The sequence below is a fragment of the Sphingopyxis sp. genome (assembly GCF_051861155.1).
Classification (GTDB): Bacteria; Pseudomonadota; Alphaproteobacteria; order Sphingomonadales; family Sphingomonadaceae; genus Sphingopyxis.
On sequence record NZ_JBHYDE010000008.1, the window covers coordinates 183,883 to 197,549 of the forward strand.

Annotated in this window: 12 protein-coding genes and 1 rRNA gene; 8 read left to right on the top strand and 5 right to left on the bottom strand. The window is 65.5% G+C overall.

Going from position 1 to position 13,667, the window contains the following annotated elements; genetic code table 11:
• Positions 1 to 22: 22 nt before the first annotated feature.
• Both ppa and ACTIFP_RS15225 read right to left on the bottom strand, forming a co-directional pair.
• Positions 23 to 559 carry an inorganic diphosphatase gene (ppa, locus tag ACTIFP_RS15220; protein ID WP_439569548.1) on the bottom strand — a complete coding sequence of 179 codons (537 nt, stop codon included), beginning with the start codon at positions 557 to 559 and terminating at the stop codon, positions 23 to 25.
• A gap of 40 nt (positions 560 to 599) precedes the next feature.
• Positions 600 to 2,525 carry a M61 family metallopeptidase gene (locus ACTIFP_RS15225; RefSeq protein ID WP_439569549.1) on the bottom strand — a complete coding sequence of 642 codons (1,926 nt, stop codon included), beginning with the start codon at positions 2,523 to 2,525 and terminating at the stop codon, positions 600 to 602.
• Positions 2,526 to 2,790: 265 nt separating this feature from the next.
• On the opposite strand from ACTIFP_RS15225, the gene hisS reads away from it, so the two are divergent.
• The 6 genes from hisS (at position 2,791) to ACTIFP_RS15255 (ending at position 10,320) form a co-directional block, all read left to right on the top strand.
• Positions 2,791 to 4,047 (top strand): histidine--tRNA ligase, encoded by a 1,257-nt coding sequence (gene hisS, locus ACTIFP_RS15230; RefSeq protein WP_439569550.1) that lies wholly within the window; start codon positions 2,791 to 2,793, stop codon positions 4,045 to 4,047.
• A gap of 118 nt (positions 4,048 to 4,165) precedes the next feature.
• Complete coding sequence (gene prfA, locus ACTIFP_RS15235) at positions 4,166 to 5,233, top strand: peptide chain release factor 1 (protein WP_439569551.1); 1,068 nt, start codon at positions 4,166 to 4,168, stop codon at positions 5,231 to 5,233.
• Positions 5,234 to 5,252: 19 nt separating this feature from the next.
• Positions 5,253 to 6,077 (top strand): peptide chain release factor N(5)-glutamine methyltransferase, encoded by an 825-nt coding sequence (gene prmC, locus ACTIFP_RS15240; RefSeq protein WP_439569570.1) that lies wholly within the window; start codon positions 5,253 to 5,255, stop codon positions 6,075 to 6,077.
• Positions 6,078 to 6,333: 256 nt separating this feature from the next.
• Entirely contained in the window at positions 6,334 to 7,254 is a 921-nt protein-coding gene (locus tag ACTIFP_RS15245; RefSeq protein WP_439569552.1) for a DUF4167 domain-containing protein, read from the top strand.
• Positions 7,255 to 7,331: 77 nt separating this feature from the next.
• Positions 7,332 to 8,723 carry a DUF4139 domain-containing protein gene (locus tag ACTIFP_RS15250; RefSeq protein ID WP_439569553.1) on the top strand — a complete coding sequence of 464 codons (1,392 nt, stop codon included), beginning with the start codon at positions 7,332 to 7,334 and terminating at the stop codon, positions 8,721 to 8,723.
• 10 nt (positions 8,724 to 8,733) lie between these two features.
• Positions 8,734 to 10,320, top strand: coding sequence for a DUF4139 domain-containing protein (locus ACTIFP_RS15255; protein ID WP_439569554.1), 1,587 nt, complete (start codon positions 8,734 to 8,736; stop codon positions 10,318 to 10,320).
• Positions 10,321 to 10,338: 18 nt separating this feature from the next.
• Here ACTIFP_RS15255 and ACTIFP_RS15260 read toward each other — a convergent pair whose 3' ends face one another.
• Together ACTIFP_RS15260 and ACTIFP_RS15265 are read right to left on the bottom strand one after the other, a co-directional pair.
• On the bottom strand, positions 10,339 to 10,740 hold the full coding sequence (locus tag ACTIFP_RS15260) for an acyl-CoA thioesterase (protein ID WP_439569555.1): 402 nt from the start codon (positions 10,738 to 10,740) through the stop codon (positions 10,339 to 10,341).
• A complete protein-coding gene (locus ACTIFP_RS15265; protein WP_439569556.1) occupies positions 10,730 to 11,038 on the bottom strand; it encodes a hypothetical protein in 309 nt (102 codons plus the stop codon). The genes ACTIFP_RS15260 and ACTIFP_RS15265 overlap by 11 nt, the downstream gene beginning before the upstream one ends.
• A 126-nt stretch (positions 11,039 to 11,164) precedes the next feature.
• Between ACTIFP_RS15265 and ACTIFP_RS15270 the strand changes: the two genes are divergently transcribed.
• Positions 11,165 to 11,590 (top strand): CBS domain-containing protein, encoded by a 426-nt coding sequence (locus ACTIFP_RS15270; RefSeq protein ID WP_439569557.1) that lies wholly within the window; start codon positions 11,165 to 11,167, stop codon positions 11,588 to 11,590.
• On the opposite strand, the gene ACTIFP_RS15275 is transcribed toward ACTIFP_RS15270, so the two are convergent.
• Entirely contained in the window at positions 11,575 to 13,107 is a 1,533-nt protein-coding gene (locus ACTIFP_RS15275; RefSeq protein WP_439569558.1) for a lipopolysaccharide biosynthesis protein, read from the bottom strand. The genes ACTIFP_RS15270 and ACTIFP_RS15275 overlap by 16 nt on opposite strands.
• Positions 13,108 to 13,555: 448 nt before the next feature.
• Here ACTIFP_RS15275 and ACTIFP_RS15280 point away from each other — a divergent pair.
• Positions 13,556 to 13,667: ribosomal RNA gene (locus ACTIFP_RS15280) — 16S ribosomal RNA — on the top strand; the annotation flags it as partial.

A 13,667-nucleotide genomic window follows, 5' to 3' on the forward strand; every position in this document is an offset into this window, starting at 1 on the left:
CTCCTCGCAATGACGAGGCTCTTTAGAACCCGACCTGCTTCGCGCGCTCGACGCATTCGACGATGATGCGCTTGGCCTCGTCGACATCGCCCCAGCCGTTGAGCTTCGCCCATTTGCCGGGTTCAAGGTCTTTATAGTGGGTGAAGAAATGCTCTATCTGTTGCAGCACGATCGGCGGCATGTCGGTGTAGCTGGCGACATCGGCATAATAGGGAAAGGTCTTGTTGACCGGCACGCAGAGCAGTTTCTCGTCGCCGCCGGCGTCGTCTTCCATCAGCAGCACGCCGATCGGACGGCACTTGACCACCGCGCCCGCGACGATCGGCGAGCGCGCGACGACGAGGGCGTCGAGCGGATCGCCGTCCTCGCCCAGCGTGTGCGGGACGAAACCATAGTTGGCGGGGTAGCGCATCGGGGTGTGGAGGAAGCGGTCGACGAACAGCGCGCCTGACGCCTTGTCGAATTCATATTTCACCGGCTCGCCGCCGATCGGCACTTCGATCAGGACATTCAGGCTGTCGGGCGGGCTGTCGCCGGCGGGGATCAGGTCGATGCGCATGGGAGAGTGGAGTCCTTTGTTCTGTTCTCCGCCGAATCTTTTACAGCTGGCGGCGCGGCGCCAATAGCCGATCGAACCAGTCGGGGCCACTGCCGGTTTTTTCGAGGTGCGGCCAGCGGAGCCCGCCGTGATAGGCAAGGTCGACCTGGCGATAGCGGCCGCCGCGTTCGACGAGCAGGCGCACCGGGGTCTTGCCGTCGGTCGCGGCGCGGATCGCGGCCTCCAGCCGGTCTTTGCTGTAACTCGTGCCATCCACGGCGACGATCTTGCTGCCATTGACGATGTCGGCCTTGAACGCGGGACTGTCCCACAGGATCGCCCCGGCAATGCCGTCCTTGTCGATCGTCATCCCCAGCGAATGGGTCAGGTCATAGTTTTTCGCCTGCGCCATGCGGTCGCGGTCGTACACATTGGGCGCGTCGCGCCACGCCAGCCGGTATCCGGCGCGCTCGATCCCGGCGACCGGGGCGACCTGTCCCGGCATCTGCAATCGCTGGCGCAGGAAACCCGCCCAGTCATGGGGATGCACCGCGTTCAGCGCCGCCACGACATCGTCGAAATCATAGGCGTCCTGCCCCCAATCGCCCTCGCGCCCGCCGAAAAAGGCGCGCGCGAAATCGTCGAGGCTTTTGGCATCGTTCGTCGCCTGGCGGATCAGCAGATCGGCCTCGAGCCAGGTCAGCGACCCCTCGTTGTAATAATCCTCGCCGCGCGACCAGCTGGCAAAGGGTTTCGGCTTGCGCGCCGCAATGATCGGGTCGAGCGTCGTATCCTCGACCGGACGCCACGCGCGCCCCGCCTGCGCGCTGTAGAAACCGGCGTTGGTCGCCCATTCGGCCAGCACCATGTCCTTCGACTGGATGCCCGACCGGCCGGCGAGGACCAGATCCCAATAGCTCGTCTGCCCTTCATACACCCACAGCAGGTTGTTCTGCATGCGCGTGCGATAATCGGGGGTCCACATCTTGGCGGGGCGGCGAAATTTGCCGTTCCAGCTGTGCACCAGCTCGTGCGGCAGCAGCCCGCGCTCGCTGTCATTCTCGTCCCATGCGGTGAAATAGTCGCGGTTGCGGCTGTTCTCGCTGCTCCGGTGATGCTCCAGCCCGATGCCGCCCAATTCGTCGGTCAGCGCGAGCAGAAATTCGTAACGGTCGAAATGGCGGACCCCGAACAGCGCCACCGTCTCCGACACCAGCGCTGCGTGGCGCGCGATATGGTCGGGGCGTGCGTCGAGATATTTGGCCTCGTCGGCGACGACGTTCAGCGTGACATTCTGGCCCAGATCCCATTTGCGGAAATGGCGTCCTGCGAACATCGGGCTGTCGACCAGCACTTCGTAACTGGTCGGGGCAAAGCTGTAGCGGTTGCCATTGACCTTCAGCCCGTCGAGCGCCGCGGCACCGGTCCATCCCTCGGGTAGCGTTACTTCCAGCTGGACCGGGATTTGCCGGGTGAAATAGCCCGCCGGGTACAGGCTGACCTGTTCCCATTGCAGGTTCATCATCGCCGGGGTGACGACGACGCGCCCCTCGCTGGTGCGGGTCGGCGACAGGAAATCGAACGTGACCTCGATGCTCTTGACGCCGGCGGGGACATCGACGTCGAACGCATAGACGTCGGTCGGCTGGCGCGTCCACGGCAGCGGTTTGCCGCCCGCGCTGGGTTTGAACCCCGCAAGTTCGGCAATCGCGCCGCGCGGGGCGTGCTTGCCGGGCAGCCATTCGGGATAGAGCAGGGTCAGCTTGCCGGGCCTGGCGACGGGGATCGTCTGTCGGACATGAAAGATGCCGCGCGCGACGTCGGTCGCATCGACCCGAAGCTGCATGGTGCCCGGATAGGGCTTGTCGGCGGGCAGCGGGATGACGTGCGGCTGGACGACCGGCTGCGGGCGGCTGTTGCCGGTTTGGGCAAAAGCGGCGGGGATGGCGGCGATCAGGACGGCGGCGGCGAGCAGTTGTTTTTTCATGGGCCGGTTGTGGCGGGAAATGGGCGTGGGGTCCAGAGTTGCTCCCTTCTCCCCTTGCGGGAGAAGGATACGAAGGCTTGTGAGTGAAGCGAACTAGCCGCAGTTGGATGAGGGGTCTGCGAGCGAAGCGCGCGCGGTCCTGCGGACCGCAACCCCTCACCCAGCTACGACTAGCCAACAAGTTGGCAAGTCTCTGCATCCCTCTCCCGCAAGGGGAGAGGGACTCACTTTGCCTTTCGAGCAAAAACCATTAGACGCCGCCGCCATGAGCAAGGACAAATCCGCCAAAATCCCGACCCCGCAGGCCGTGCGCGGCACCCAGGACATGCTGGGCGATTTCGCCGACCGGTTTGCGCATGTCGTCGATACCTTCGAACGGGTGCGCCGCCTTTATGGTTACAAGCGCATCGAGGTGCCGGTGATCGAGCCGACCGCGGTGTTCGCGCGATCCTTGGGTGAAACGACCGACGTCGTGTCGAAAGAAATGTATTCGTTCGAGGACCGCGGCGGCGAATCGATCACGCTGCGCCCCGAATTCACCGCGGGCATCGCGCGGGCGTACATCACCAACGGCTGGCAGCAGTTCGCACCGCTGAAGGTCGCGACGCACGGGCCGCTGTTCCGCTACGAACGCCCGCAAAAGGGGCGTTATCGTCAGTTCCACCAATTGGATGCGGAAGTGCTGGGCAGCGACAGCCCGCTCGCCGATGCCGAACTGCTGGTGTTCGCCGATCAGCTGCTCAAGGAATTGGGGATCAGCGAGGGCGTGACGTTGACGCTCAACACGCTGGGCGATGCGGCGAGCCGCGATGCCTGGCGCGCGGCGCTGGTCGAGCATTTCGAGGCGCATCGCGGCGATCTCTCCGAAGACAGCCTGGCGCGGCTCGACAAGAACCCGCTGCGGATATTGGACAGCAAAGATCCGAAGGATCGCCCGATCGCCGACAGCGCGCCCGACATCGACGCGTATCTGACCGGCGAAGCGCAGGATTTCTTCGGCGCGGTCACGTCGGGACTCGACGCTGCGGACGTCGCTTGGGAACGCAACGCGCGGCTGGTGCGCGGGCTCGACTATTATCGCCACACCGCGTTCGAATTCGTCACCGACCGGCTCGGCGCCCAGGGCACCGTGCTCGGTGGCGGTCGCTACGACGGGCTGATCGAGAATCTCGGCGGGCCGCCGACCCCCGCGGTCGGCTGGGCAGCCGGGATCGAGCGGCTGGCGATGTTGCTTGCCGACGATGTGATCGACACCCGGCTCGACTTCGTGATCGCTGTTGAGGATGACGGTCTGCTGGCGCTCGGGATGAAAACGCTCGCGGCGCTGCGCAATCGCGGCTTTGCGAGCGAAATCGTCGCAAGCGGCTCGCCGCGGAAACGTTTCGACAAGGCGGGGAAGATTCCTTCGCGCGCGTTGATTGCAATCGGTACGCGCGACGGTGCTTCGTACGTCAATGCGCGTGGAGATGACGAACTGACGATTGTAGCGAGCACGACTATTCGCGCGCTGGACAATCGCTGATGCTCTATTCTTCGTCATCCCCGCGAAGGCGGGGATCCCGCTTTTCGGTGTCGAGCTATTCCTTGCAGCCCAAGCGGGATTCCCGCCTTCGCGGGAATGACGAGGTTGGGGTAATCTCGTGACCAATGTTTCGGAAAGACAGATCGACGCCATCATCGAGCGTCACGCCGCGCTGCAGGCGCGCATGGCGACGGGCGATATGGCGCCTGCCGATTTTGTTGCGGCGTCGAAGGAGTTTGCCGAACTCGAGCCCGTTGCTACTGCGGCGCGCGAAGTCGTAAGGCTGCGCGGCGAACTGACCTCGCTGACCGAAATGCTCGCCGATCCCGAGATGAAGACGATGGCGGCAGAGGAAATCGCAGCGGTCGAGGATGCGCTGCCCGCCGCCGAGCATGATCTTGCGATCAAGCTACTGCCCAAGGACGTCGCCGATGCGCGCGCCGCGATGCTCGAAATCCGCGCCGGGACCGGCGGTGACGAGGCGGCGCTGTTCGCGGGCGACCTGCTGCGCATGTACAGCCGCTTTGCCGATGGACAGGGGTGGAAGGTCGAGATCATTTCGGCGAACGAGGCCGAAATGGGCGGCTATAAGGAAGTCGTTGCGTCGGTCAGCGGGCAGGGGGTGTTCGCGCGGCTCAAGTTCGAAAGCGGCGTCCACCGCGTCCAGCGCGTCCCCGCGACCGAAAGCCAGGGCCGCATCCACACCAGCGCCGCGACCGTCGCAGTGCTGCCCGAGGCCGAGGAGGTCGATGTCGCGATCAACGACAGCGACCTCAAGATCGACATCTATCGTGCATCGGGGGCGGGCGGTCAGCACGTCAACACGACCGATTCGGCGATCCGCATCACCCATATTCCGTCGGGCCTCGTGGTCATCCAGCAGGACCAGCGCAGCCAGCACAAGAACCGCGCGAAAGCGATGCAGGTGCTGCGCGCGCGGCTCTATGATCTGGAACGTGCGAAGATTCACGACGCCGAGGCGTCGGCGCGCAAATCGATGGTCGGGTCGGGCGACCGTTCCGAACGCATCCGCACCTATAATTTCCCGCAGGGCCGAGTGACCGACCACCGCATCAACCTGACCCTCCACCGCCTGCCCGAAATCATCGAGGGCGCGATGGACGAGCTGATCGACGCGCTGATAGCCGAGGATCAGGCGCAGCGGCTGGCGGGGCTGGGTGACTGAACGGCCGACTTTTGCGGGGGTGGCCGAGTCTCTACGCACCGCCACCAATCTGCTGACGGGAATCAGCGACACACCGCGGCTCGATGCCGAACTGCTGATGGCGCATGCGCTCGGGGTCGAGCGGCAGGATGTGTTGCTCGATCCGGCGCGGTATGACGTACCCGAAATTTACGCGCATCTGATCGCGCGCCGCATGGCGCACGAGCCGATCGCCTATATTGTCGGTTATCGCGATTTCTGGACGCTGCGGATCGCGGTCGGGCCGGGGGTGCTGATCCCGCGCCCCGACAGCGAAACATTGGTCGAGGCGTGCCTCGACTTCGCCCGCGAACGCGGGCGGGGGTGGCCGTCGCGGGTGCTCGATCTCGGCACCGGGCCGGGGACGTTGCTGCTCGCGGTGCTCAGCGAATTTCCGGCGGCGACGGGGCTGGGGGTCGATGTGTCCGAACAGGCGCTGGCCTATGCGCGCGACAATGCCGCGGACCTCGGGCTGGCCGGTCGCACGGCCTTTCAGTCGGGCGACTGGGGCGAAGGCATCGACGGCGCGTTCGACCTCATCCTTTGCAACCCGCCCTATATCGGCGACGCGGAGCCGCTGATGCCCGATGTTGCCGACCATGAGCCGCCCGGCGCCCTCTTCGCTGGCCCCGACGGGCTCGACGATTACCGCCGCATCATCCCCGATCTGGCGCGCCTGCTGGCCCCCGGCGGTATCGCAATCCTTGAAATCGGCGCGACGCAGCACATCTTGGTCAGCGAACTCGCCGTTGCGGCGGGGTTTGGCGTCGCCGGTCGCCAGGATCTGGGCGGCCGCGACCGGGCGCTTTTGCTGACCCGCGCCTGACAGCCCGCCACAAATATTGCTTGGTTTTCGCCGCAAAGCGGGTTAGGGGCCAGTCACAGACCCGACTGGGGTACCTTTGGCGATGCACCGCATCGATACTGGTCCGGTGGATCTGCTTCCCACTTACGATGTTCGTGCCGGGCTTCGGTCCAGACGAGCGGTAAAGGGCAAGAACCGCGCAAGGCGCGCGGGCACGACGCGCAAATGGCGCGGTCGGCCAAAAGGGGTTGGCATAGCTTATTAGCTTTTCGACAGGATGTCTCAGTTGAACATGAACAACCGGCAAAGCGGTCGCCGTCGCGGCCGCAACAATAACAACAGCAACAACAATAACCGGCCGCAATCGGGCGGCCGCGGTGGGGTCGATCAGGCCAACCGCATCGACAGCCGCGCGCGCGGCAACGGTGCCCAGATGATCGAGAAATACCGCAACCTGGCGCGCGATGCGCAGCTGGCCGGGGATCGGGTGCAGACCGAATATTACCTCCAGTTCGCCGATCATTATTTCCGCGTCGTGAGCGATTTCCGCATCCGTCAGGAAGAAAAGAACGCGCAGAACGGCCAGGATCGCGGGCAGGATCGCCAGCGCGAAATCCGCGGCGTCGAAGATTTCGACGGCCATGACGACAGCGATCTGGATATGGACGCCGACCGCGACGATAATGGCGACAGTGATCGTGGCGAACGCAATGATCGCAGCGACCGTGGTGAGCGGAACGAACGCAATGATCGTGGCGACCGCAACGACCGGCCCGAGCGCAGTCAGCGCGAAGCGCGCGGCAATCGCGACACGCGCAGCGACCGTGACGACGACAATCGCGGTAACCGCCAGCCGCAGGACCGCCCGCGCCGCGACCGCGACGACGATCGCCGCGATGCGCGCGATACCGGTGGCGACGATTCGAGCAACGTTGAAACGGCCGCCGACGAAGCCCCCGCACCGCGGGCGGCGCGCCGCAGCCCGCGCCGCCCGCGCGCAGCCGAGGCCGACGGCAACAGCGATGGCGGCAACGCCGGGATCGACACCGCGGTGCTGCCGCCGGCGATCGGCCGCCCCGAACGCAGCGCCGATGCCGACAGCGGCAGCGACGGCGGCGAAGATGCTCCGGCGGCCAAGCCGCGCCGCACCCGCCGCACGCTGGCGACGCGCAGCCCCGGCGTCGAAGCCGCCGAGTAAGGGTACATCTTCGCGCTGGTCATTGACCGGGACATGACATAGCCTCCCCGTACAACCATCTGCGGGGAGGCTTTTTTATGCGCGCTTTGGCAAGGACTTGCGGGGCGGTTGTCGCCCTCGGTGCGGCGGTCGTCCTTCCCGCGGCCGCACAGGACGGGATGCCGGGCAATGCCCAGGGCGACGTGGCGGTCACCATCTATAACAACGGCCAGTCGCTGGTGCAGGACGAGCGCCAGCTCAGCGTCGCGGCCGGGCGCAACCGCATCGAATTTCCCGACGTTTCGGCGCGTATCCGCCCCGAAACGGTGACGCTGTCGGGTCCGGGCATCGCCATCGTCGAACAGAATTTCGATTTCGACCTGCTCACCCCCGACAAATTGATGGACAAGGCGGTCGGCCAGTCGATCACGCTGATCCGCACCAACCCCGCGACCGGGGCCGAGCGCACCGAACGCGCCAAGGTGCTCGCCGCGAACGGCGGCATCGTGCTGCAGGTCGGCGAACGGATCGAGGTGCTGCGCGACGACGGCCTGCCAGTGCGTGCGGTGTTCGACCGCCTGCCGCCCAATCTGCGCGCGCGCCCGACGCTGTCGGTGACGGTCGACGCCGCCAGCGCCGGGACGGTTCCGACCCGGCTGTCGTACCTTACCCCCAACCTCGGCTGGACCGCCGATTATGTCGCGCTGTTCGACGCGGCAAAGGGGGCGATGGATATTCAGGGCTGGGTGACGCTGACCAACAGCACCGGCACGACCTTTGCCAACGCGCGCACCTTGCTGGTCGCCGGCAATCCCGGCGGGGGCGGCGGGTTTCGCCAGATGACCGGCGCGATGGATTCGGCGGGGACCGAGAGCAACGACCGCGAACGGCTCGGCGACTATTATCTCTATCCGCTAAGCCAGCGCACGACGATCGCCAATGCCCAGCAGAAACAGGTGAGCTTCCTCGATGTCAAAGCCGCGCCGGCGCAATCGACCTATGAATATGTCAATCGCTGGCTGGGCAGCAGCACCGAAGCGGTGAGCACCGCCAGCGTGCTGCGCTTTTCGACCTCGCGCCAGGGCGGGCTGGGCGACCAGCTGCCCGCGGGGACGATCCGCGTCTATATGCGCGACGCGCGCGGCGATCCCCAATTCATCGGCGAAAACAGCATCGGCCACACCCCGATGGGATCGGCGATGTCGCTGCGCACCGGCGACGCCTTTGACGTCAAGGTCCAGCCGACCGTGGTGTCGCGCACTCGGAAGGGCGATTCGCGCTGGGTGACGAAGATGAAATATACCGTGACCAACGCGCGGCCGGCGCCGGTGACGGTGCTGCTCGCGCAGGACGGGCTGTATGGCGATGTGCGGATCAGCGACGAAAGCCTGAAGGGCGAGCGGGTGTCGGCCGACCGCGTCGAATGGCGGGTGCCGGTGCCCGCCAACGGCAAGGCCGACGTCACCGTTACCTTCGATACGCGCTACTAAGGCGCACACGATGCGGGGCGCGCTCCTGCTGGCATGGATCGCGGCGCTGCTGGCGCCGGTGGCGGCGCGCGCGCAGGCCGAACCGGCGATTATCGTGTCGGCAAAAATCGACGACGCCGCGGTCACCGTCTATCGCGCCCCGAACCGCGGCGCTGGACCGATCAACCCGAACTGGCCGCAGGGATTCGCCTTCATCACCGAAACGCGCACCGTCACCCTGCCCGCCGGGACATCGGTGCTGCGGTTTGAAGGCGTCGCCGAAGGATTGCTGCCCGAAACTGCGGTGGTCAGCGGGCTGCCCGACGGGGTGGTCGAAAAGAACCGCGACGCGCGGCTGCTGTCGCCCGCGGGGCTGGTCGATGCCTATCTGAAGCGCAGCGTGACCTTGCGCCGCACCAACCGCGCCACCGGCAAGGTGATCGAGCAGGAGGCGGTGATCCAGGCGGGCCCGAACGGCGGCGTCATCGTGCAAAATGCCGCGGGCGGGTTCGAGGCGCTTGCCTGCTCGGGGCTGCCCGAACGCATGCTCTATCCTCGCGTGCCGAAGGATCTGTCGGCCAAGCCGACGCTGTCGGTGCTGGTCGACAGCAAGGCGCCGCGGACGGTGACGGTGCAGCTGCTCTATCTTGCCGAAGGCTTCGACTGGGCCGCCAATTATGTCGCCGACCGCGGGTCCGACGGCAAGACATTGGGGCTGACCGGGTGGATCACCGTCGCCAATGGCGGCGTCACCAGCTTTCCGGGCGCCCAGCTCAACGTCATCGCGGGGCGCTTGAACAAGGTGTACAGCCCGCCCTTGCCGCGCAGCACGCCGGGGCCGCTGGTGTTGAAATGCTGGCCGATGGACATCACCAGCACCCATCCCTTGTGGGAATTGCCGCCGATCCTCGAGATCGAGCAAGAGTTTGGAATGGACGCCGCCGAGGAGGTGACGGTAACCGGATCGCGTATCGATCGGCGCGAAATGCTGAGGTATTTGCCCGCCGCGGCGCCAGCGATCGCGCCGCCCCCCCCGCCGCCCCCGGCCGAGGATCTGGGCGACCTTAAATTTTATCGCATCCCGTTCCGCGTCGATGTGTCGGCGAAGGGGCAGAAGCAGGTTGCCTTGCTCGCCAAGGACAAGGTTGTGGTCGAGCAGCTTTATGCCGCGACGCTGTATCAGAATGGCCAGCCGCAGCCGCTGATGATGCGGCTGCGCGTCCAGAATCGCGAAGCCGACGGGCTGGGGCTGGCGCTGCCCGCCGGGACCGCGGCGGTGTTCGAGACGATCGGCGGCCAGCGGCTGCTCGTCGGCGAGGCGGCAATCGGCGACAAGGCCAAGGACGAGCGGGTCGATTACGACATCGGCCAAAGCCCGGCGGTGCAGTTTCGCGCGGTGATCCAGGACCGCGACGCCAAGGGCGAATTCCAGACCTGGCAGGTGACGCTGACCAACGCCCGGCCTTTCGATGCGGAGGTTGAGATGTTGATCCCCTTCGCGATCGACCCGGCGCCCACGGGATGGGAACGCCGCGGCAGCAACTGGGTCTGGCGCGTCCGCGTCCCGGCGAACGACAGCCTGGTGCAGAGCTTTCGCCAGAAACTGAAAGGCGGCTGATTCGCTGCCGGGATCGCGTCAGACCGGCGGCAGCGCGCGCGGGCGGTGATTTTCGTCGAGCGCCACGAAAGTGAACAGCCCGCTGGTGACCTTCACCTCTTCCTGTTCGCGGCCGCGCGTCGCGATCACTTCGATGCGGATCGCCAGCGAGGTGCGCCCGCGGCGTTCGAGATGCGCGTAAACCGAGATGAGGTCGCGCAGCAGGATCGGCGCGATAAACTCCATCGTCTCGATCGCCACCGTCGCGACCGCGCCCTGCGCCTCGCGCCCGGCGACGATACCGCCCGCGATGTCCATCTGGCTCAACACCCAGCCGTCGAAGATATGGCCGTTGGCGTTGATGTCGGCGGGGCGCGGGACGACACGCAGGATCGGGTCGCGCGGGCAATCGGCGGACGCGGGGGCGGGTTTATCGGTCATGGTTCATATCCGGGTCGTTTTCGAAAGGGTCTTCGATCGCCTCGTCATGGCCGCTGCCGCTCGACAGAAAGACGAGCCCCATCAGCGCGGCGCCGAGCATCACCGACAGCCCGACCCCCGCCGCGGTCGCGATGATCATATGGATCGAAAGCGCGTCGCCCATGCTGATGCGCAGCCAGCCGAGCGCGCCGATGACCGCGAGCAGCGACACCAGCGCCATGCCGCGCATCAGGCGGCGATAGCGCGCCCAGGCGATTTTCGACGTCGCGTCCTTGTCGAGCGGGGAGGGTTTGACCATGGCGGCCTCCATGAACCATGCCGCGGCCAAGGCCAAGCGCGAATGGAATGCGGCCAGATGTTTCGGCTTTGCCGCGAATCATGATAGACTTTGTCTCCACAGAATCGACATGGGGAGCGGCATGGCATGACGATCGGAGCGATCCTCCACGGGCGGACGGGCCCGGTGATTTCGGCGCGCAAGGAAGACACGGTGCGCGCCGTGCTCGACCTGCTCGCCCAGCATCGCATCGGCGCGGTGCCGGTGATGGAGGGCGACGCGATCGTCGGGATCTTTTCCGAACGCGACCTCGTCCGGTTGATGTCCTCATATGGACCCGAAGCGCTCGACCGCCAGCTCGACGAGGTAATGACCAAATCGCCGATCACCTGCGAACCCAGTACGGCGGTGATGGGGGCGCTGTCGCAAATGACCCAGCGTCGCATCCGCCATTTGCCCGTCGTCGAGGGCGGTCGACTCGTCGGTTTCGTGTCGATCGGCGACCTGGTCAAATATCGCATCGACCGCATCGAGGCCGAGGCGGCGGCGATGCGCGACTATATCGCGTCCTGAGCTGCGACCTCGGCGGCGGGCGGTTGGCGGCGCAGCACGAGTCGCATGACTTCGGCGATCGCCTCCCGCTCCAGCAGCCAGAGCAGCGCGTCATAGAGCGCCGCGCCGAGCGCGACGAGCGCGGCGAGTCGCACGGGTGCGGCGAGCCCGAGCGGTGCGATCGTCTGTGCGGTAAAGCCGACCCCGACCGCCATCACCAGCGCGGGGGCGAGTCCCGGCAGCATCGCGCGGCCGACATCCCATAAGGAAACCCCGATCAGCGGCGCCGACAGCCGCGCGGTGACGATCAAGAGCAGCGGCGCGGCGATCAGCCACGCCCACGCCATGCCGATCAACCCCCACTCGGCGCCGATCAGGAAGGCGGCGGGAAAGACGATCGCGCCGCTGAGCGCGGTGAACATCGACAGCGACGGCTTGCCGAGCGCGTTGGTCAGCGGCGCGAAGAGGATCTGCACCGTCATCAGCATCAGCGCGAGCGCGATGATCTGGATATAGGGCACCATGCCCAGCCATTTGGCGCCGAACACCGTTTCGACCATCGGGGCCGCGGTCACCGCGAGCCCGCAATAAAAGGGCGCCGCGACGAGCGTCAGCAGGCGCACCGTCTTCAGAAAGCTCCAGCGCACCGCGGCCCGGTCATGCTTGATTCGCGCATAGGCAGGAAAGGCGACCTCGTTCAGCGGCGGCACGAACTTCGCCATGAAGATCTGCGCGAGGAACAGCGCTTCGGCGTAAAGGCCGAGCGCGTGCGGTTCGAATCGGGCGCCGGCGATGAAGATGTCCGACTGGCTTTGCACCAGCCAGAACAATTGGCTGAACAGCACCGCCGAACCGAAGCCGATGATCTGGCCGCAGCCGCGAAAGTCGAAGCTGGGCCACACCAGCAGCCGCGCGACCAGCGTCAGCCCGATCGCGCGGGTCCAGAACAGCGCGATCGGTGCATAGACAAGCGTCCACACCCCATAGCCCGCGAGCGCGCATGCCAGCGCCGTACTTGCGCCGGCGAGCGCCGCGGCCAGATTGACGAAGGCCTGGCGCCGGAAATCCAGCGCGCGACTCATCATCACTTCGGGCAGCGCGATGAAGGGGGTGGCGAGGAACATCAGCGCCTGCACGCGGAGCAGGTCGGCGACGATCGGCTGACCATAATAGGCCGCGGCAATCGGCGCGCCGAAAAATTGCATCGCGGCGAGCAAGGCGTTGAGCACCAGCAGCAGGCCGAATGCCTGCCTGATTCGAAACGGCTCGACCGAATCGGATTGCACCAGCGCGCTCGCGAATCCCCAGCCGTTGAGGAAGGCGAGGAAGGAAATGACGACCTGCGTCATCGCAAACAGGCCATAATCGGCCGGATCGAGCAGTCGAATCACCATCAGGGTCGAGCCCCAGGTGATGATTTGCGCGAGGATCTGGCTGCCGGAACGCCAGATAACCGCGCTGCGCACGCGGCGCCCGAACGCGTCCGCGCTTTCGCCGTCCATCGTAGAGCCCTTGAATTCCGCGCTTTCGCTCACCATTTGGTCCTTCTGGCGCCGGGTTTTCCGGCGGGTCGAACATCCTTTGAAACAAAATTGCAAAAAGGTTGTTGACGCGAATCGATGAGGGGCCTAGAGGCCTGTTCACCGGACGGGGCGCGGCGGCAAACGCCACGCTCCAGCCGGTCGCCAACAGATACGGACAGATGTCCCCCGATAGCAATAGCGGGGAACGACAACTGTCCGCCATTTCTTGTCGGTGGCTCTTTGAAATTGTGATTGTCGATGAAGGGACATGTGGGCGGCGGCCCTGGGTCTTGCAGCTTTAGGGTGCAAGCAACTCAGGATAAAAAGCCAAGCCTGACCTACATGTCTTACACGTTTCCATAACGTGGAAGCAGCCTTTTCGAAGGTTGCTTCTTGTGTAGGCCAGGCTCCTTAAAATGAGCGGGTTTGCGAGGGATATTCCACCTTTGCAGATTCGAACATCAAACTTGAGAGTTTGATCCTGGCTCAGAACGAACGCTGGCGGCATGCCTAACACATGCAAGTCGAACGAAGTCTTCGGACTTAGTGGCGCACGGGTGCGTAACGCGTGGGAA